General features: G+C 65.3%; 19 protein-coding genes and 1 pseudogene. 5 read left to right on the top strand and 15 right to left on the bottom strand.

Translation table 11 applies throughout. The features are described from left to right. Positions 1–39: 39 nt before the first annotated feature. A complete protein-coding gene (locus AC5Y4F_RS16360) occupies positions 40–753 on the bottom strand; it encodes a TetR/AcrR family transcriptional regulator (RefSeq protein WP_499997612.1) in 714 nt (237 codons plus the stop codon). Between the two features lie 49 nt (positions 754–802). On the opposite strand from AC5Y4F_RS16360, the pseudogene AC5Y4F_RS16355 reads away from it, so the two are divergent. Continuing rightward, positions 803–1105: pseudogene (locus AC5Y4F_RS16355) on the top strand (nitroreductase family deazaflavin-dependent oxidoreductase); the annotation flags it as partial. A gap of 66 nt (positions 1106–1171) precedes the next feature. On the opposite strand, the gene AC5Y4F_RS16350 reads toward AC5Y4F_RS16355, so the two are convergent. The 3 genes from AC5Y4F_RS16350 to AC5Y4F_RS16340 all read right to left on the bottom strand — a co-directional run bounded on the left by AC5Y4F_RS16350 (position 1172) and on the right by AC5Y4F_RS16340 (position 3229). Next, entirely contained in the window at positions 1172–1663 is a 492-nt protein-coding gene (locus tag AC5Y4F_RS16350; RefSeq protein ID WP_067933715.1) for a DUF2231 domain-containing protein, read from the bottom strand. 27 nt (positions 1664–1690) lie between these two features. Beyond that, the gene (locus AC5Y4F_RS16345; RefSeq protein WP_499997611.1) at positions 1691–2302 is read right to left on the bottom strand and encodes a hypothetical protein; all 612 of its coding nucleotides are present in this window, start codon (positions 2300–2302) and stop codon (positions 1691–1693) included. A gap of 117 nt (positions 2303–2419) precedes the next feature. Then, positions 2420–3229: a SigB/SigF/SigG family RNA polymerase sigma factor gene (locus AC5Y4F_RS16340; RefSeq protein ID WP_067933711.1), complete on the bottom strand. Its 810-nt coding sequence runs from the start codon at positions 3227–3229 to the stop codon at positions 2420–2422. A 1078-nt stretch (positions 3230–4307) separates the two neighbouring features. On the opposite strand from AC5Y4F_RS16340, the gene AC5Y4F_RS16335 reads away from it, so the two are divergent. Together AC5Y4F_RS16335 and AC5Y4F_RS16330 are read left to right on the top strand one after the other, a co-directional pair. Further along, positions 4308–5093 (top strand): heavy metal-binding domain-containing protein, encoded by a 786-nt coding sequence (locus tag AC5Y4F_RS16335; protein WP_499997610.1) that lies wholly within the window; start codon positions 4308–4310, stop codon positions 5091–5093. Then, complete coding sequence (locus tag AC5Y4F_RS16330; RefSeq protein WP_499997609.1) at positions 5093–5476, top strand: DUF5073 family protein; 384 nt, start codon at positions 5093–5095, stop codon at positions 5474–5476. The genes AC5Y4F_RS16335 and AC5Y4F_RS16330 overlap by 1 nt, the downstream gene beginning before the upstream one ends. Before the next feature lie 47 nt (positions 5477–5523). Here the strand turns inward: AC5Y4F_RS16330 and AC5Y4F_RS16325 are convergent, their stop codons facing one another. After that, entirely contained in the window at positions 5524–6129 is a 606-nt protein-coding gene (locus AC5Y4F_RS16325) for a TetR/AcrR family transcriptional regulator (RefSeq protein WP_067933705.1), read from the bottom strand. Between the two features lie 127 nt (positions 6130–6256). Here AC5Y4F_RS16325 and AC5Y4F_RS16320 point away from each other — a divergent pair, with 127 nt between their 5' ends. Continuing rightward, positions 6257–6802, top strand: a complete 546-nt coding sequence (locus AC5Y4F_RS16320) for a class I SAM-dependent methyltransferase (protein WP_067933703.1) — start codon at positions 6257–6259, stop codon at positions 6800–6802. Positions 6803–6815: 13 nt separating this feature from the next. On the opposite strand, the gene AC5Y4F_RS16315 is transcribed toward AC5Y4F_RS16320, so the two are convergent. From AC5Y4F_RS16315 to AC5Y4F_RS16300, 4 genes are all read right to left on the bottom strand, one after another. After that, positions 6816–8189, bottom strand: a complete 1374-nt coding sequence (locus AC5Y4F_RS16315) for a DEAD/DEAH box helicase (RefSeq protein WP_067933841.1) — start codon at positions 8187–8189, stop codon at positions 6816–6818. A gap of 312 nt (positions 8190–8501) precedes the next feature. Further along, positions 8502–8873 (bottom strand): thiocyanate hydrolase, encoded by a 372-nt coding sequence (locus AC5Y4F_RS16310; RefSeq protein ID WP_499997608.1) that lies wholly within the window; start codon positions 8871–8873, stop codon positions 8502–8504. A gap of 13 nt (positions 8874–8886) precedes the next feature. Beyond that, on the bottom strand, positions 8887–9597 hold the full coding sequence (scnC, locus tag AC5Y4F_RS16305; RefSeq protein WP_499997607.1) for a thiocyanate hydrolase subunit gamma: 711 nt from the start codon (positions 9595–9597) through the stop codon (positions 8887–8889). A gap of 19 nt (positions 9598–9616) precedes the next feature. After that, the gene (locus AC5Y4F_RS16300; RefSeq protein WP_499997606.1) at positions 9617–10456 is read right to left on the bottom strand and encodes an SH3-like domain-containing protein; all 840 of its coding nucleotides are present in this window, start codon (positions 10454–10456) and stop codon (positions 9617–9619) included. Positions 10457–10569: 113 nt separating this feature from the next. Here AC5Y4F_RS16300 and AC5Y4F_RS16295 point away from each other — a divergent pair, with 113 nt between their 5' ends. Then, complete coding sequence (locus tag AC5Y4F_RS16295) at positions 10570–11418, top strand: enoyl-CoA hydratase-related protein (protein ID WP_499997605.1); 849 nt, start codon at positions 10570–10572, stop codon at positions 11416–11418. Between the two features lie 28 nt (positions 11419–11446). Here the strand turns inward: AC5Y4F_RS16295 and AC5Y4F_RS16290 are convergent, their stop codons facing one another. From AC5Y4F_RS16290 to AC5Y4F_RS16265, 6 genes are all read right to left on the bottom strand, one after another. Further along, positions 11447–13147, bottom strand: coding sequence for an FAD-binding protein (locus AC5Y4F_RS16290; protein WP_499997604.1), 1701 nt, complete (start codon positions 13145–13147; stop codon positions 11447–11449). Next, on the bottom strand, positions 13144–14493 hold the full coding sequence (locus tag AC5Y4F_RS16285; protein WP_499997699.1) for an aromatic ring-hydroxylating oxygenase subunit alpha: 1350 nt from the start codon (positions 14491–14493) through the stop codon (positions 13144–13146). Before AC5Y4F_RS16285 ends, AC5Y4F_RS16290 begins: the two co-directional genes overlap by 4 nt. Before the next feature lie 78 nt (positions 14494–14571). Continuing rightward, positions 14572–16101, bottom strand: coding sequence for an acyl-CoA synthetase (locus AC5Y4F_RS16280; RefSeq protein ID WP_499997603.1), 1530 nt, complete (start codon positions 16099–16101; stop codon positions 14572–14574). An 8-nt stretch (positions 16102–16109) separates the two neighbouring features. Next, positions 16110–16982, bottom strand: a complete 873-nt coding sequence (locus AC5Y4F_RS16275) for an enoyl-CoA hydratase-related protein (protein ID WP_067933686.1) — start codon at positions 16980–16982, stop codon at positions 16110–16112. An 18-nt stretch (positions 16983–17000) separates the two neighbouring features. Then, positions 17001–17459, bottom strand: a complete 459-nt coding sequence (locus AC5Y4F_RS16270; protein ID WP_369829695.1) for a thiamine pyrophosphate-dependent enzyme — start codon at positions 17457–17459, stop codon at positions 17001–17003. Between the two features lie 94 nt (positions 17460–17553). Beyond that, positions 17554–18417: a mycofactocin-coupled SDR family oxidoreductase gene (locus AC5Y4F_RS16265; protein WP_067933684.1), complete on the bottom strand. Its 864-nt coding sequence runs from the start codon at positions 18415–18417 to the stop codon at positions 17554–17556. Positions 18418–18542: the final 125 nt, after the last annotated feature.

Raw genomic sequence — 18542 nt, 5'->3', positions numbered from 1 at the left:
TCGGAAACCCCGGGATATCGGTGGCTGTGGATCCTTCGGTCATCGTGCTCCTCGGTGGTCAACCTGCGCGGTCGCTTGTACTGGTTCGCCGCCGGCCGCCCCCACGTGGACCGGCGCGCGCCACAGACCGACGATCGCGTCGATCAGCCCTTCGGCGGCGACGGGCCACGCCGAACGCGACCGCGGTCCGTGCTCCGCCAGTGCGCCTTCGTGTTCCGCACACGTGTGCATGAGCAGGTTGCGGACCATCACCATTCGTTCGGCGCGCACTCGCTTGGGCAGCTCCGGCAGGCAGCGGTTGATGCCGTCAAGCGTCCGCACCAGCAACGGCGACGCCAGCGCGTCTTTGGTGACCACATGGCGGTACGTCGGATCGGCCATGGCCTGCGCGGCGAACCGCGCGTACCAGGTCGGGGTGCCCAGCGCGGACAGGTGATCGGTCAACGGGCGCACCAACGCGCCGACCCAGTCTCGTAGCTCGGCCGAATCGCCGATGGCGGCTAACATCTGGGCACGCAGCTCCTCGATAGGCTCGCGATGCTTGCTATCGATAGCGCGGAGCAGGTCGACTCTGGTGCCGAAGTGGTAGCACGCCGCGGCATTGTTGCCCTGTCCGGCCGCTTCGCTTATCTGCCGGTTCGACACCGCGTACATCCCGCGTTCGGCGAAAAGCACCTCGGCAGCAGACAAGATGGTCTCTCTGGTGCCCGTCGAGCGGGCGGCGCGCTCGGCAGTCATCGCCTCAGTGAACACCTAGCGTCACATTAAATCAAGCAATTTATTTTTCCCGCTAAGGCGGGACTCGAGTGGGCAGCAATGCGTCCCGTTCCACGAGGGCCTGCTGTCGGTCGGATCCAACAGGGGGCACGCGCGCCACCCGTCCTGGTCGGCGAATCTTAAAGCGGTGCAACGGGTCACCGTGCGCCGTCATGGCCACCCGTTCGCGGCGACGGTGCAACTGCCGGGTGGCGCGGAGCGTGACCAAGCGTGGGAGGATGCGCTGGCGTCCTGGCCGAATTATCGGCTCGCCCAGGAATTCGCCGGCGGGCGCCGGTTTCGGCTCTTTCTTCTCACGCCGACCGCCCTATTCGCAGAATGTGGTTAGCGCGCAACAGGTACTCCGGCCAAGCGTGCGGCCACGCATCGAAGGGTTTTGCCGCGGGAGGCGTAGTCAACCCGCATGGTTGTTCGTCAGGTGCGCAATCGCGGTGCCCCAGACCGATTTCGCACCGGCGTCGCCCACGCGGTAGATCTGGACCATCGACGAGACTCCCACCGCCAGCACCAATATCGCGACGAGTAACCGGGTAGCGGCGCGGGTCTTGCCGGATCGGCGTTCGATCAGCCCCACCACGACCAGCACGACGGCGGCGGCCAGCAGTGCGGCGGAGAAATAGGACATCAGGCTGCCCCGCTCGGCGTGCTCGCGCAGGATCGGGCTGGGATTCGTTCGCAAGCCGTAGAGCCAGCCGCCGGCGTTGATGGTGATGGGTGTCAATACCATCGTGGCCGCGGCCAGGAGCAGCGTGAGCCACATCAGCTGCCCGCGCCGGGCCGCCGGCCAGAGCCCGCAAACGATTTCCAGCAGGGCGGTTAGCGGCACCAGCACCAACACGAAATGCAGCAGTAGTGCATGGGCCGGCATGCCGTTGATGACGTTCATGGCATCCCCGAAGCGGTGGCGCAGCGCCTAGCCGCCGAGTCCCTTCTTGATGGCCGCATCTTGCTTTTGGCCGACATCGTTGACGAAGTCCGGCGGGGCCAGCGTGTCGCTCGGCCCGTCGAATTGCAGCGTGGCAAACGCCTTGCCCTCGGTGAAGAGCAGGATCACCACCCCCTTGCTGCGGTCCGGGGCATTGCCCATCAACGTCGTTCCGCCACTGCCAATGGTCGACGGTTGCGTCGTGGGATCTTTGATTACACCGCCCTGTTGACCCTTCGCTGTGTTCAACGCGTTCGTCGCATCCTCGGGATCGTCATAAACGGCGATGGTCACCTTGATCGCGTGGCTACCATCGTCGTCCTTGAAGGTGGTGGCCACGCCCGGCTGGCCGTTGGGATTGTCGGTCGGGGGCCCGGCGGTGAAGGGGACCGGGGCATTGATGTCACTGGGCCGGATGAGCAGCTTGGCGTATCCGTTGGGCTGCGCGGGCGCCGATGACGCCGGCGCGGAGCTGGTGGTCGAGATTGCCGAGGTGGCCGAACCCGACTTCGACGACTTGTTGCTGCCGCAGCCGGTCACCGACACCGCCAGTGCCGCCGTCACTGCGACGCCTGCGGCCACCGTTCGCGACATCCTCATCGCATCCAGCTCCCTTCCAGGTCTTCCTGGCGACAACTTCGGGTTGCCCCGTTTCAGTCGCACAGTACAGGGCTGCGCGGCAGGATATGCCACGCAGCGCCTAGTGGGAACCAGTGCCTACTCGAGTCGATCGCGCAGCGAGCTCAGCGTGTTCGCCAGGATGCGGGACACCTGCATCTGCGACACGCCGATCCGCTCCGCGATCTGGCTCTGGGTCATGGATTCGAAGAACCGCATGCGCAAGACCTCGCGTTCACGCTGCGGGAGGGTGGCAACCAAGACCCGCAGCGCTTCCCGGTTGGTGATGTGTTCGATCTGTGGATCGATGTCGCCGACCGAGTCGGCCACCGAGCGGGGCGTTCCGGAGCTGTCCGCGCCGAGCGGCGCATCGAGGGAGTCGAGCCGGTAGGCGTCACCCGCGACGAGGCACTCGACGATCTCCTCGCGCGGAACCTCGAGCACCTGGGACAGCTCGCCCGCGGTGGGTGCGCGCCCGAGCTGCTGGGACAGTTCAGCGGTCGTCCTGCTGATCTGCACGTGCAGCTCGCGCAGCCGCCGCGGCACGCGCATGCCCCAGCTGTAGTCGCGGAAGTAACGCCGGACCTCGCCCATCATGGTGGGCACGGCGAAACCGATGAAGCTCGGCCCTTTCGCGGGGTCGAATCGGTTGACGGCGTTCATCAGCCCCAGCCGCGCGACCTGAATCAGGTCCTCGAGGCCTTCGCCCCGACGGGCGAAGTGACTGGCCACGTGATCTGCCAGCGGCAGGCATCGTGACACGATGCGTTCGCGCTGGTGGGCGTACTCGTTCGATTCGGCGGGCAACTGCTGCAGCACCAAGAACATTTCGACGACATCGTCGTAGGAATCGTCCGTCCTGGCGGTGGGTGGTGGGGCTGGCCGCGTTGCAGAAATTACAGTGGTCATCGGCTGGCGCACCCTACGTTCGCTCGATGAATCCGGTAAACGGTTGCGGCAGAACAAGTTTGCATGCTGACTCTCTCCTAGAGTCGTATGCAGTGGGCGGTTGCAGTCACACGCAATTCTCGCCCCTACTGCATATCGATCCGCCGGACGGTCGATTGGCCGACGCACGAAGGAGCAGGAACTGACTGGGGCTGATTCGCCGGAGCCATATCAAACTCAGTAGCCGTGCGGCTGACTGGACCGCTTTGAGCTAAACGGCGACGCATCCATAACGGACTTCATTGCAGACTATACCCCCCTGCCCCCTGCCCGGCGACCGCGTAGGTTAATAGCTTCATATGAACTCTGAACAATTTCCGCGGTGTACAAGTGGGGGGTAGCTAAGCCCGCGGGCCCGGGAGTTAGGGCAGTCGTGGACGCGCCATATCATAGTCGAGCTGGGGCGTTGCGGTCCACGCCGCGGCCAAGGACGTCACGCCGGGCACTGTGGCAAACACATTTCGCTGGTTTGCGATGGATCTCGACGATGCAGACGCAACCACCGATTTCCAGCGGGCGCAACCGTCGAGGCGCTTACCCGCCCGGGCCGCGGCGGTGACGGCGGGCCGGGCGCGCCGATCGGTGCAAAGGGGCATTCCGCCCAATCACCCGGTGTCCGTTTGCTCGATACGGTGAGATCCGCTACGCGGCATCTATCTCGCCGGCGATTTGTCGCGTGCTGTAAGAAGGTCGAATCCTCGGTTGCGGCAGACGGTTTCGTCGGTCGCCTCGACCGCCAAACACCGCACTAATGCGCTACCGCGATCACCACGCAGCCGGACCGTGGTCGGTGCCCGACATTCACCACCTGATCTGTAGCACAGTATCTGTAGCACAGTGAAGCACCGCCCTGGGGCGCCGGCAAACTATTGACCGGCCGCGTCCTAGGCCGGGCGGCCCGGTGATCGCAAGGTCATGACGAGGTGCGCCGCGGACGGTCGGTGCCGACCGAGCTTCCCGGTAAAATCGCACGTTATGCGTATGCGTGGCGCTCGCGGGACCTACGCTATCCAGGCCAACCGCAGGAGGGTCTTCCACGATGCAACCGAACCCGCTTGATCCGATCGCCAGCGAACGACTCTCCCACGCGGGTGAGGTATTCACGTCCGACCTGTCGATCAATGAGTTCGCTCTGCTGCACGGGGCCGGATTCGAACCCATCGAGCTGGTGATGGGGGTTTCGGTCTACCACGTGGGCTATCAGTTCACCGGGATCAGGCAACAATCCGAACTTCCCGTGCTCACCGACGCGACCTACCGCGCCCGCTGGAACGCGATGTCACGAATGCAGGCGGAGGCCGACGCGCTGGGTGCTGACGGGGTAGTGGGCGTCCGCCTCGAATGGCGCCACCAGGGTGAGGGCGAGCACCTCGAGTTCATCGCCGTGGGCACTGCGGTGCGGTACGTGGAGAAGCCCGGCTCGTATCGGCGTCCCAACGGACAGGCCTTCACCAGCCACCTGTCCGGTCAGGATCTGACGACCCTCTTGCGGACCGGGTTCGCCCCGGTCGCTTTCGTGATGGGCAACTGTGTGTTTCACATTGCCGTGCAAGGCTTCTTGCGCACCCTCGGTCAAGTGGGACGCAACGCGGAGATGCCGCAGTGGACCCAAGGCAGCTACCAAGCTCGGGAACTCGCGATGGCGCGCATGCAAACTGAAGCGGAACGCGACGGCGGCAACGGCGTCGTCGGGGTGCACTTTGCCATCTCGAATTATGCGTGGGGACATCACACGGTCGAGTTCTATGTCGCCGGGACGGCGGTGCGCCGTGGGGGTGAACCGCAAAGGCTGACACCGTCGTTCGTGCTGCCCATGAGCGATTGATGGCGAGCTTCGATCCCGAGCGAGTCAGTCGGGCGGTTGGGGGCGCATTGGCCGGTCCCGGGGGAGTTGCACTGGTACTGAAGGTTTTCGGTGGCGTTCCGGGAGTGGCGACGATTCCCGCGCGGCGGGGCTTTTTCCGGTCGCAGCCCGAACAGATCCTCATCGGCGACTGGCGATACGAGATCACCCCCGCCGGCCACGTAAGCGCCGCCCACGTCGTGAAAGGCATTGTCCTGGCCGAGGAAGTGCTCGCGGCGGGTGCCGTCGCACCGCACCTCGCCCGCGCGCTGGGGCAGGTGGTGAATCATTACGGGCCGACGATCCTCGCCGACGTCGAGGCCGCTGTGGAAGCGCTCGAAGCCGGATCCGGCCCGGTCGCCTGACGCGATCGAGCCTTGCGCATCCGAGGCTCGGCGCAGTACGGCAACCTTCACGCCACCGATGCGCCCAGGATGAGGTTGACCGCCTCGTCGAGCTGTCCGGAGATCTCGGCGAAGCTGACGAACCGGGCGGTCATCAGCGCGCCGGAGAAGGTCATCTGCAGCGTGGATTTCACGGCTCGCGGCCAACCCGGACCCAGCGCGGCGCCGATCCTCTTGGCCACCTCTTCGCCGATCTGCTCCCGCAGCGGTGCGACCGCCGGATCGTCGGCCATCAAGGCGGCGCCGCAGGCGGCGGTCAGCTCCGGCTCATCGGCGACGACGACCGCCATGTCGCGCAGCGTGGCGCTGACCCGGGTCTTGGTCGTGTCGTTGACATCGATATGTAGCGGCAAGTCGCGCAGAAAGCGCAGATACACCGCCGCGACGAGCGCGCTCTTGGACGGAAAGTAGGTGTAGGCACTAGCCGGCGATACCCCGGCGCGAGTCGCGACCGCGCGCATCGTGAGGTTCGCGTACGAAGATTCGCGCAGTTCCGCCAGCCCGGCATCGAGCACCTTGCGAATGGTCTGCCCGGGCCGACGATCCGATCGGCGAGCCGTGCCCGCGCCGCTCGCTTCACCGCCAACGGCCGGGAACGACGCGTCTCTAGACACTCGTCCAGTGTAGAAACGTGTCTCGCCGCCACGCTCCGAGCGGCCGCGTAACGAGGTCGCCGCTTACAGACAGATGTCTAGAAAAAGGCCGACCGCGGGCGCTCGGAGGGGTTCTAGAGTGGCGCCCATGAGCGAAACGGACCGGCATCGCTGGGACGAACGGTACGCGGCGAAGGGGCCGCCACCATTGAGTTCGGTTGGGCCGCCCTCCGTTTTCGCGCGCCATGCGGACCTGTTTCCCACGGCCGGCAGGGCTCTCGATCTCGCCTGCGGACAAGGGACCGGCTCGGTATGGCTGGCCGCACGCGGTCTGCAGGTGGTCGGATTGGACGTCTCCCCGGTGGCCATCGGCCAGGCGCGGGAATTGGCCCAGCGCGCGGCGGTGGCCGACCGCTGCCGTTTCGCGGTCGTCGATTTCGATGGCGGTCTACCGGCAGGGACGCCGGTCGATGTGGTCGTCTGCTGTAAGTTCCGGGACCCGCGCCTCGACCGGACGATTATCGAGCGGCTGGCGCCGGGTGGGCTGCTCGCGATCGCCGCACTAAGTGAGGTCGGGCCCGGTCCCGGCGCTTTCCGCGCCGCGGCCGGCGAATTGCCCGCCGCCTTCGCCGGCCTGGACTTGATCGACGCAGACGAAGGCGACGGTCAGGCGTGGCTGCTGGCCCGGCGCTGAAGCGGCCGGTGGGTTAGCCGGCACCGCCTTGCGCACGGCTCGCGCGGCGGCGTTCCGGCCGGCGCCCAGGCGCACCGCTACGGTGCGATATCGCCGATTCGGTCGGTGTGGGATTGGTCCTCGGCGACCGGCCGGTCCGGCGACGCCGCTGGCCGCCGGTGTTGGTGCGATGCTGCGCGGGCGTGCGCGCCGGCGCAGCGGCGGGTGCAGGAGCCCGGTAGGGCGCTACCTCGCCTACGAGCGCTTGCACCGCCTCGGAGGTGGCGGTCACCTGCTGAGGGGCGACCGTGATGCCGGCCTTGCGCATCAGCAGCTGGGTGTCGCGGCGCTGCTCGGGCAGCACCACGGTGACGACGTCACCTGCACTTCCCGCCCGCGCCGTGCGCCCCGAGCGGTGCAGGTAGGACTTGTGCTCACTGGGTGGGTCGATGTGCACGACGAGCTTGACCTGGTCGACATGGACGCCGCGCGCAGCGATATCGGTCGCCACTAGGACCCGGGCGCCACCCGAAGCGAACATCGCAAGGTTGCGCTCGCGTGCGGGCTGAGACAGGTTGCCGTGCAAGTCAACTGACGGAACACCAGCTTCGGTGAGCTGCCTGGCAAGCTTGCGCGCTTGGTGCTTGGTGCGCATGAACAGAATCCGCCGACCGGTGCCGGAGGCGAGCCGGTGCACCACCTCTTTCTTGGCGTCGGCATTGGCCACGTGGAAGACGTGATGGGTCATCTCCGATACCGGCGAGTTGGCCTCGTCGACCGAGTGCAGCACCTCGTTTCGGAGGAATCGCCGCACGAGCTTGTCGACGCCGTTGTCCAGGGTGGCCGAAAACAGCAGCCGCTGGCCGCCGTTCGGGGTAGCGGCCAGGATTCGGGTGACGCCGGGTAGGAAGCCGAGATCGGCCATGTGATCGGCCTCGTCGATGACGGTGATCTCGACGGCATCCAGGCTGATCAACCGCTGCTTCATCAAATCCTCGAGCCGGCCCGGACAGGCCACCACGATGTCGACGCCGGACTTCAGCGCAGCGACCTGACGGCTTTGTGAGACGCCGCCGAAGATTGTGGTGATCCGCAGGCCGCAGGCCGTCGCCAGCGGCTCGAGTGTCGCTGTGATCTGCGTCGCCAGCTCCCGGGTGGGCGCCAGCACCAGGCCCGAGGGCCGCGATCGGTGCCGGCTTCCCTCTGACAGCCGGCTGACGAGCGGGATCGAGAAGGCCAGGGTCTTGCCGCTGCCGGTCTTTCCGCGACCGAGCACGTCCCGACCGGCCAGGGTGTCGGGCAGGGTCTTGACCTGAATCGGAAATGGTTGGGCAATGCCGCGTTCAGCGAGCGCGTCGACCAGGTGAGCGCGCACGCCGAGTTCGGCGAAGGTGTTGCTGGTAGTCACTTTTCGGTGCCTTTCAGGCATCGGTGGCGCCATGCCGCAAACGAAAACGTCGCGCGGCATCGGCACGAAGGTGGCGAGATTGCCGGATGGCAAAATCGATCGCCGCGAGACAAGCTAGTGCGGGATGCACGGGTCATCTTGGTGACGAGTTCGACGTTCTTCGTCGGCACCAGTGGGATGAGGAAGCGTTCCACGACGGGGTTGGCATGCAGTGTTGTGAAGCCAACGTTGCTGCCAGCGTAGCGTATCGGAAGCCGATCCGGGAAAACGGCGTCGGCAACCCTATTTATCGCTGCGAGTCGGCCGCTGCGCTCAGGCTTGCAGCCGGGCCCGCACCGCAGCCAGGCGCTCCTCGAGTTCCGCTTCGTCGATGACGCCGCGCACCACGAGCGAGTGGGCCAATGCCATCAACCGATTCTCCGGATACGGCATGTCGGCGTAGATGGTCGCCGAAAGGGCGTCCTCTTCGCCACGGCGGGCGGCGAAACCGAGCACCTCAGCGCCGCGCTCGCTGCCGTCGAGCGCGTCACAGAGCCCGTCCAGGCTCGTCTTCCACGGTGGTACCGGGTTACCGACACCGTACTTAGCCGCCATGCGGCTCCAGACCTGGTTGCGTGCAATGATTTTCGCCAGCGGCTCGACGACTGCGTCGCGCGTGGGGTGCGGTGGGTTCGCGGCGCTCATCTTTGACCTCGCATCAGTCGGCTATGGGGTGGACGGCGCGACGCGTCTGGGTGACCGCGTTGGTGGTCACCCCCGGCTTGGGTAATGCGACGCCGATCAGACAATCGCGCGTGATGATTTCGACGAGTTGGTCTTCGGTCCAGTCCTCCGTTCCGTCCGGACGGACGGGCATCACCATGAACCGATGCTTCTGGTTGGAATCTTCCACCCGGATCTCGACGTCTTCCGGGAGGATAAGGCCGAATTCCGCGAGCACTTGGCGCGGCCAGCGCACGATGCGGCGCCGATAGTTGGGCGTGCGATACCACTCCGGCGAATTGCCCAGAATCGGGCGCGGGTAGCACGAGCACAGCGTGCAGACGATCACGTGATGCAGCGTCGGGGTGTCTTCCAGCACGTGCAGGGCGGTGAAGTCACTCGGGGTTCCAAAACCGGTCGGTTCCAGCCAGTCGACGCCGACCTCCTTGCTGGCGGCGAGCGCATCGGCGCGCACCAGCTCCTTGAAAGCCGGATCGAGCCAAGCCTTAGCCACCAGGCGCGCCGCGGGAGTTGGGCCGATCTGCTCCGCGAACTCGGTGAAGCGGCGATGATCTTCTGCGGTGAAAATGCCCTTCTCGATGCACAATTCGCGAAGCGCGATCTCGAGAACCTCGAAGTCGGTGATCTCGTCCACCACGGGCGCGGCGGTGCGCTCGTGATCGTGTTCGTGCTCGTGGGCGGTCATGCGGAGGTCCTTTCGGGCGCTATTCGGCTGATTCGAGCCATCGTTCGGGGATCTCGGTCTGCAATGTGTCGTTGTCCGGTCCGGCGTAGCCATGCCATAACTCGGAGAGGTTGAAGCGAACGATGTAGAACCATTCAGGTGGCTGATCCGCCCCGTCCCAGGTCTCATCCTCGGCGGCGGGGCTTTCGTATGAAACGACCGCGATCTCGCCGGTCGCCCCGCGCACGTACTCCTGCGTGCGGGTGTAGAGCAACACCGGCAGCTCGCGCACCACGACCTTGTCGCCGACGTTGAACTTCGGCGGGCCGGCCTGTCCGGCGTACACCTGTGGGTCGCCCTTGCCGACGGCGTGTCGGTGGTGCCGGTTGCGAGTGACGGCGGCGGGGTCGCCTTCGGACTTGGGCCTGGCTTCCAAGGGTTTTCCGTGCAGGCCTCCCGCGTAGCGGGCCTTGACCTCGGACATGCGTTCGGCCAATTCGCTCAGGCCGATGTGATGTTTTTCGGCGAGGACGCGCGCGACCGCCAGCAACCACCGTCCGTAGTAGGGAAGGCCGAGATAGATGGTGCGGCCCAGGTCCACATTGCCCATCCGCCGTCGTTCCTCGGACAACCAGATCCCACGCCAGCCGAGCACCTCACACATGACGTAGGTGTTGTGCTCCCAAATCTCATACTGCTTGTTCTCGAATTCGATGGGAGCGTCCGGCTCGCCGCCGACGTCGTGGGGAGTCTTGACGTAGGCGATGAAGCGTTCGTGGTCAATGAGATCCGGCGTGGGAGCGTCCGGGAGTTCGGGATAGGAGGATTGCAGCCTGGCCACCAGGTCCAGCCGTGCCGCTCGGTCCGACGGAGTAGTCATCGCAGCCCTATTCGTAATGGTCCGGCGCCTCCATACACTTCACTCCTCCTGCCACCATTGCGCAACCGCAAAAGCGAATTCGGGGAATGGCGGTGTCCGGTAGTGTCACCAGGATGGAGCGGCGTGTCCTGAACGCGGTCATCTATGAGCGCGAACCGCCGATTGCGCGGATCATTCTGAACCGGGTGGACAAGGCCAACACCAAGGATGCCGTCTTGGTCAGCGAGGTCGACGAGTGCCTGCACGAGGCCGACCGCGACAAGGACATCAAGGTCGTCATTCTCAAGGCGAACGGTAAGGGATTCTGCGGCGGCCATGTCGCGCGCTGGGGCCCGGACGAAAACCCGTATCCGGACTTCGGGGACACGTTCGAGGACCTTTACAAAGGCACCGCTGATTTGTTTTTGTGGCCGACGCTGTATCTGTGGGAATTCCCCAAGCCGACCATCTCGCAAATCCATGGATATTGCATGGGTGGCGGGATCTATCTCGGCTTGCTGACCGACTTCTGTGTCGCCTCCGAGGACGCGTATTTCCAGATGCCACTTGCCCAAAGCCTCGGCGAACCCGGCGGGCACACGATGATCGAGCCGTGGCTGCTCATGAACTGGCATCGCACCATGGACTGGCTGCTGCTGGCCCCGACCCTGTCCGCGCAGCAGGCCCTCGAGTGGGGGCTGCTCAACCGGGTGGTTCCACGCGACGCCCTCGAGGACACCGTGGAGCAGATGGCGCGCACGATCGCCCAAATTCCGCTGACCACATTGATGGCGGTCAAGAACAACGTGAAGCGCGCGTGGGAATTGATGGGCATGCGGGTGCACCTTCAAGTCAGCCACATCCTGACCAACATGGTTGGTGCCGCGTCCGATGTGCAGGCGAGGCGGGCCGAGCTGATGCAGTCGGGCATGAAGCCGCGTGAATTCGTCGACCGCGACGAGAAGGATTGCCCGCCAACGTGAAACACCCTTCACGCTCGACAGTGCCCGCCTAGCGGGCCATCTCGCCTGCGATCTTGCGTCCCGCCGCATGGCGCGCTGCGACGTAACCGAACACCATGGAGCTGGCGATGCTCGCCCCGGCGCCCGGATACGTTCGCCCCATCACCGTCGCCGTGGTGTTGCCGGTCGCATACAAGCCCTCGATCACCCGATCCTGTTCGTCGAGAACCTGGGCGTGCTCATCGGTGACAACGCCACCACATGTTCCGACATCGGCGGGGAGCACCCTGGTGGCGTAGTACGGTGCGGCGTCGAGCGGGCCGATGGCGGCGTTGGGTCGGTACCCGGGGTCGCCCAGGCAGTCGTTGTAGGCCGACTGACCGCGGCCGAAGTCGGGATCGAGGCCCTTGGCCGCGAATTGGTTGAATCGATGCACCGCGCTCGCCAGTTCGTCGGCGGGAAGGTCGATCTCGCGGGCCAGGTCGGGGATCGTCGCCGCCCGCTTGACGGCACCGGACTCGATCAGCTCGGGGGGTAGCGGCTGGTTGCGCTTCAACGGATTGGCGCTGGTGACGTACCTGCGCACATATCCTTCGTCGAAGATCATCCAGCACGGTACGGCCTTGTTCGCATACATGGCCTTGCCGACTTCGACGTAGGAGTTGGACTCGTTGCAGAACCTTCGACCGGTCGAGTCGACATAGATGGCGCCCGGTCGCTGGCGCCCGGAGCCGAGGGAGGCGCCGACGGCGCCGCCGTTGGCGATGAAAACCGAAGGCAGCCACCAAGCCTCGTCCAGCAGGTCGGTCTTGGCGCCCAGCCGCATCGCCGCCTCGAGCACCTCACCGGTGTCGCCGGCGTTGGCGATCGACCACTTCCCCTCGTTGGGCTGGTCACCGCTGTACCGGCGGCGCATTTCCTTGTTGTGGCCAAAGCCGCCCGCGGCCAGCAGCACTCCCTTGCGGGCCTGGACATTCAACGGTCTCCCGTCGCGAACGATGCGAACGCCGACCACTCGGCCGCCGTCGACGACCAGATCGGCCATCGCGGCATCGGTCCACAGCGGGGGATTTCCGTCGCTGAGCTCGATCAGCGCCTTGAGCATCTGCCCGATAAGCGATGCGCCGTTGGTAAGGATCTGACGTCGCCGGGCCCGCGCCGACGCGGTGCGCAGGAATACCCGCGAGGCGACGGCGAAGGCCCGCGGCGCGCGGTTGAAATACTGGACCGACCGTAACTCGTTGGTGAGCACCACATATCCGTAGTTCTTGGCCAGTGGCGGCTGCACCTTGTCGCTCCAGGTCCCGAGCTTCGCCGCGTCAAACGGGATTCCCTCGACGGCGCGGCCGGACGCGTTGCCGCCCTTGTGGTTCGGGTAGTAGTCGCTCCATCCCGCGCACCGGATCAGTTCGACCCCCTTGCGGGTGAGGAAGTTGATCATCTCGAAGCCAGCGGTCAGGAACATCTCGCGTCGTTCGGGGGAAGACGGCGCACCGATATCGCCGACCACATCGGCGAGATAGGCCAGGCCGTCCTCGTGCGAGTCCACGATGCCGGCGGCCCGCATCAACGGGTTGTTCGGCAGCCAGATGATACCGCCCGAAAGCCCCGTCGAGCCGCCGACCAGCGACTGTTTCTCGATGATCAGCGGCTCGAGCCCGCAGTCCAGTGCGGCCAGGCCGGCGACCATGCCGCCCCCGCCGCTGCCCGCGATGACCAGGTCCGCCGAGTGGTCCCACCGCACAGTCATGGCTCCTCCGAGCCGAAGCCGAGATCGGCGATCGGTACATCGATGGTGGTGTTGGTCTTCTGGATGGCGGGCAGCAGGGTGGCGTACGGTAAGCCGGCCAAGAAACCGTCGATGACCCGTTCGAAGTTCGAGATCAGGCCTTCGATCTGGTCCGACAACCGCATGAATTCAAAGCCCTTGGAGTGCAGGCCTTTCTGCTGTCTCGGCAGGTTGGAGAAATCCTGGGCGGGGATTGGCGGCCAGCGCGGATCATCGGGCGCCATGGGCTGCGGAGGGATGGGTTTGCCCGCCGACGCATCCGCCGGATACCGGGTGAGAGACCAGATCTCGAACAGCGTCTCCTCGGGCCCTAGCGGTCGGATGCGATACGAGGATGCACTGCTATACGTCGGCAGGATGAAGTGATGCGGGAAGGCGAATCCGATCGCATCGGTTATCCCGCGGCGGACCAGGTCATTGAGATCTGGCATGCCACTGCCGCGGGCACGGTGCCAGTTGACGACGGCATCGTTGAGGGCGCTGCGCCACTGCGCCATCGCCGCGGCCGGATCGGCCGGCAACTCGATGTTCTGCAGGCCCTCGGCGATGCGGATGTCGTTCTCGTGCGTCATGCCGCCCATGCCGTCGCCGAGCGTGCGCATGAAGTACAGGCTGCTCGCGACGACCGGATGTATCGCCGCGGTGGGCTCGGCGGTCTGCGCGGACGGCAGCAGCTGAGGATGGGTCTGCGGGACGTGGTAGCCCTCCATGAACGCCGCAGTCGCCAACTTCCAGTTCACCGGCAGCCGGCACGACTGCCACCACTCAACACGCAGCGAGTCCACCTGCCACGCATCGTAAATCGACGCGAACGGCTCCATCCAGTCACGCAACGGTGGTGCGTCGCCGTCGAAGTTGATCCACGCGCAGCCGCCCCAAAGCTCACAGCGCACGGACACCAGCTCCAGGTCATCGGCGGCCAGGTTCTCTTCCGCGAACGCTTCGGGTCGCAGGACGAACGTGTTGCGACCGTCGATGCCCCAACACCAGCCGTGAAACGGGCACACGAAGGTGCGCCGATTCCCTTGGCCTTCCACCAGTTTGACGCCGCGATGGCGGCAGGCGTTGTGGTAGGCCCGCACGCTGCGATTGTCTACCCGGGCGACGATGACCGACTGGTCCAGGATTTCGTATTCGACGAAATCGCCGGGTTTGGGAATCTCCTCGAGCCGGCAGGCCATCTGCCACACCCGCGGCCAGAACATCTGAGCCTCCAGCGCATAGAACTCCGGATCGTAGTAGCGCTGCTTAGGGATTCGGTCGGCAGTCTGGACCGCCCAGGGCACCGCTAGCGGCGTCCAATTCACCTCCGCCCGCCGCGGGGCTTGCGCGTCGGAAATCTCGTTGCCCATTCCTACCGCCATCTCGTCATCCCTCGTGTCACATCACAAGATCCGCGATACTCGCCCTTGCCAGTAGCGGTCGCGGATGCGTTTCTTGTACAGCTTTCCGTTCGGGTCGCGCGGCAGGGAGTCGAACTCGACGGTGCGCGGGCATTTATAACCGGCCAGGTGAGCCCGGCAGTATTCAATGAGTTCGGTCTCGAGCTCGGGCCCGGCCACCACGCCGTCGGCCGGCTGCACGACGGCCTTGACCTCTTCGCCGAATTCGTCGTTGGGTATCCCGAATACCGCCGCGTCGACCAGCTTCGGATGCATGACGAGCAGGTTCTCCACCTCTTGCGGGTAGATGTTGACCCCGCCGGAGACGATCATGAAGGTCGACCGGTCGGTCAGATACAAAAACCCGTCTGAGTCGACATAGCCCATGTCGCCGAGCGACCGCCACCCGCGGTCGTTGTACACCGATGCGGTCTTGGCGGGATCCTTGAAGTATTCGAAGTCGGGCCCACCCTCGAAATAGAGCTCGCCGGACTCGCCGACGGGAAGTTCCCGCCCGTCTTCACCGATCACGTGCACCGCTGACATCGGAATCCCCACCGAACCGGGATGCGCGAGCCACTCCTGCGGCCCGATCGTGGTCCCCGCGAATCCCTCGGTACCGCCGTAGTATTCGTGAATGATGGGTCCGAACCACTCCATCATCCGGTGCTTGACATCGACCGGGCACGGTGCGGCCGCGTGAATGACGCAGCGCAAGCTGGACACGTCGTAGCTCTCCCGGACCGCTGCCGGCAACTTGAGCATGCGCACGAACATCGTCGGTACGAACTGCGCGTGGGTCACGCGGTGGGCCTCGATCAGACGCAGTACCGCCTCGGCGTCGAACTTGCGCACGAGGATCGACGCGGCGCCCACGCGGTGGGCCGCCATGGTGTAGTTCACTCCCGCGGCGTGATACAGCGGCGCGGGGGACAGGTACACGCTCGACGAGCTCATCCCGTATTTATGAACCAGCGCCATCTCGAGCACCGACTGCGCCCAGGACCCGTTGCCGTCGGCGGGAAGAGGTCGCCGCACCGCCTTGGGCCGTCCCGTGGTGCCGGACGAATAGAGCATCTCTGATCCGTCCGACAGCGGTGGGGCGTCGCCCGCCGCCGCCAGTTCGTCTTCATAGGATAGCCAGCCCGGCAGGGGACCGCCGACCGAGAAATTGGCGACCAATGTCGCGTTGACGTCGCGGATGTGCGCGGCCAATTCGGGCATCGAGGCATCGACGAAGACGGCCTTGGCGTCCGAGTCGTCGATGACGTAGCTGGCCTCGTCCGGAATGAAATGGGTGTTGACCGCGGTGTAGTAGAGCCCAGAAAGCTGTGCGCCCCAGGTGATTTCGAAGAATTCGGGCCGGTTCGGCAGGACCAGCGCCACACCGTCACCGCGGCGCAGTCCCGCGTCGTGCAATACGGCGGCCACCCGTTGGCTGCGTGCATACAGGTCGCCGAACGAGATCGTGCCGACGTCGGTGACCAGGGCCGGCGACTCTGCGGCTGTGATCGCGTGATCGGCGATGTTCACCAGCGATCCTAAGTCGTTGCGGCGCCGTCGGTCTGGGCGGCTGCCGCGGCCTGCCGGCGGGCCTGCTCGGAGGGCAGTACCTTGTCCTTGAACACGGTCTGGATGAGTTCTTGCACGTCCTTGCTGATCGAGGCAAGGGCAACCAGGTCATTGGAGCTCTGCCAGTGCACCCGCATGCCCATCAGTTCCCAGGCCCGCTTCAGGTTGGCCTTGGTCGCCAGCAGTGTCGTCATCGGAGCCTGGGCGATGTGCCGGGCGATGGCGTCGACCCGGTCGTCGAGTTGGTCACGCGGCACGACCTCGTTGACCAGACCGACCTCGAGTGCTTTCTTGGCGTCGATGACCTCGGCGAGGAACAAGTAGTAGGCGGCACGCCGCCAGTTCATGAAAACCCATGGCTCGATCGAACATTCGCCCGATGGCATGCCGAAGCCCTGTAGCGGCGGGTAGGAGAAATAGGCATCCTCGGAGGCGATCACGATGTCGGTGGTCAGACCCATGTGGGTGCCGCCGCCGACGCAGTATCCGTGCACCTGCGCGATGGTGGGCTTGGCGAACTCCCACAGATTCAGTGTCGGCTTGACGAACAGGTCGCTCTGCGGTTTCCACGGGTGACCCATCTTCATGGCACCTTCGACAAACGCCGGATAGTCGACGGCGTTGTTGCCGATGGCGTGTCCAGAGCAGAAGCCCTTCCCGTTGGCCTTGAGGACCAGCACTTTGATGTCGTAGTCGCGGTCGGCGTCCAGCAGCGCCGCGTCGACCTCCTCGGCCAGTTTCTGGTCCTGAGCATTGGCCTTCTCCGGCCAGTTGAGCGTGATTTTCGCGATGGGACCGTCTTTTTGGTAGATGATTCTCTCGCGGGTCTCGTTGAGATCCATGGGGTTTACCTCTCCTCGTTATGACGTGATGACGCCGATTTCGGCTCCGATGACGTAGGTGGTCCCGACCTGGCCCGTCCAGCTGACGGTGCCGGACGCTCGCGCTTCGATTTCCTGTTCCGCCTTCTCCGTCGCGATCACATAAATCGGCGTCCCCGCCTCGACGTGCTCACCGGCGCCGACGATGCCGGTCGAAAGCATCACGACGGCCTCGCGTTTGGCGATGTGCATGGTGCCGCCCTTGCCTCGGCTTGCACCGACCGTTCGGCCCATCATCTCGCCGTAGATCTCTTCGAGCGGCACTCCGTTGCCGATGAGGTCGTGCAGTCCACGGTAGGTGGTCACGAGCTGATCTTCGGGCCGCAGCGCGACGCCCATCGCGGCCGCGATCGCCTCCTGACCGCATGACGGCCAGTACACGCACATGAACTCGCCGGTGCCGATGCCCTTGGACAGCCGGTCGTCGGCTGCCTTCATCAGCACCATGAGTTCGTACAGGCGCCGTTGCATCAAGCGGTCGGCAGTCATCGCGTAGTCCCGTTGTGGTGCAACCCGATTGGTGTCGCTGCCGTCACGCGCCCGACCATGGCTTGACCTTGAGAAAACCGCCGCCGTCGACCCGGAGTTGCTGACCGGTGATATATCGCGCGGCGTCGGATGCGAGGAACAGCACCGCCTCGCTGATGTCCTCGGGCTCGACGTAGGGGATAGGCATCGCCTGGACGAACGGGAAGATGGGTTCGGCGTCCTCGCGGGTCGGCTCCTTCAGGTCGGGCCGGAAGGCCCGGTACATCGGCGCGCTGTGCAACATGTCGGTGTTGACGTTCGTCGGATGCACCGCGTTCATCCGGATGGAGAACGGGGCTAGTGCCAGGGCAAAGTCGTTGACGTAGTGCGCGGCAGCCAGTTTCGCGAAGGCGTAGCCCGCTCCGCCGGGGCCGCCGTCGATGCCGGTGGTGTTCATCGACGACATGAAGGCGGCGTTGGAACCGATCACGACGATCGACGCGCCGGCCTCCAGGTGTTTGAGGCTGGCATGGACCAGGTTGAGCACGCCGATGAGGTCAACGTCCACCGCGTCGGCGAAAGCCTTCGGTGGCAGGCCCGCGGTCAGTGGGCAGATGCCGGCGTTGGCAATCACGACGTCGAGGTGGCCGAATTCGGCGACGCCCTCGTCGATGGCCGCGGACAGTGCGACGCGGTCGCGAACATCGGCGATCGCGGTGTGCGCGCGCTGCCCCTCCTTTTCCACCAGCCGCGCCGTTTCGTCCAAGTCCTCGGCGCGGGCCAGCGGATACTCATTGGTGTCGATGTCCGTGCAGAGGTCTACGGCGATGATGTCCGCACCCTCGGCGGCCAGCATTCGCGCGTGCGAGCGGCCCTGACCGCGCGCGGCGCCGCTGATCACGGCCACCTTGCCCGTTACCCTGCCCATCGCCCGTCCTTCGTCCGTGTGCCTACATCACGACCATTGGGGCCCAACGGCATTCGCTGCGGCAGCCCGATGTTGCAGCGGAAATAAATCGGTTCTGAGCCTTCCGCGCCGGATTGCTGCATGCG

This window comes from Mycobacterium sp. NGS56 (assembly GCF_059812425.1).
This window is presented reverse-complemented; position numbering and strand designations above follow the sequence as displayed.

Coding starts and splice junctions, on each gene's coding strand:
- AC5Y4F_RS16350 (WP_067933715.1), bottom strand. CDS start 1,663: ATGAACGTCATCAACGGCATGCCGGCCCATGCACTACTGCTGCATTTC.
- AC5Y4F_RS16345 (WP_499997611.1), bottom strand. CDS start 2,302: ATGAGGATGTCGCGAACGGTGGCCGCAGGCGTCGCAGTGACGGCGGCA.
- AC5Y4F_RS16340 (WP_067933711.1), bottom strand. CDS start 3,229: ATGACCACTGTAATTTCTGCAACGCGGCCAGCCCCACCACCCACCGCC.
- AC5Y4F_RS16335 (WP_499997610.1), top strand. CDS start 4,308: ATGCAACCGAACCCGCTTGATCCGATCGCCAGCGAACGACTCTCCCAC.
- AC5Y4F_RS16330 (WP_499997609.1), top strand. CDS start 5,093: ATGGCGAGCTTCGATCCCGAGCGAGTCAGTCGGGCGGTTGGGGGCGCA.
- AC5Y4F_RS16320 (WP_067933703.1), top strand. CDS start 6,257: ATGAGCGAAACGGACCGGCATCGCTGGGACGAACGGTACGCGGCGAAG.
- AC5Y4F_RS16310 (WP_499997608.1), bottom strand. CDS start 8,873: ATGAGCGCCGCGAACCCACCGCACCCCACGCGCGACGCAGTCGTCGAG.
- scnC (WP_499997607.1), bottom strand. CDS start 9,597: ATGACCGCCCACGAGCACGAACACGATCACGAGCGCACCGCCGCGCCC.
- AC5Y4F_RS16300 (WP_499997606.1), bottom strand. CDS start 10,456: ATGACTACTCCGTCGGACCGAGCGGCACGGCTGGACCTGGTGGCCAGG.
- AC5Y4F_RS16295 (WP_499997605.1), top strand. CDS start 10,570: ATGGAGCGGCGTGTCCTGAACGCGGTCATCTATGAGCGCGAACCGCCG.
- AC5Y4F_RS16290 (WP_499997604.1), bottom strand. CDS start 13,147: ATGACTGTGCGGTGGGACCACTCGGCGGACCTGGTCATCGCGGGCAGC.
- AC5Y4F_RS16275 (WP_067933686.1), bottom strand. CDS start 16,982: ATGGATCTCAACGAGACCCGCGAGAGAATCATCTACCAAAAAGACGGT.
- AC5Y4F_RS16270 (WP_369829695.1), bottom strand. CDS start 17,459: ATGAAGGCAGCCGACGACCGGCTGTCCAAGGGCATCGGCACCGGCGAG.
- AC5Y4F_RS16265 (WP_067933684.1), bottom strand. CDS start 18,417: ATGGGCAGGGTAACGGGCAAGGTGGCCGTGATCAGCGGCGCCGCGCGC.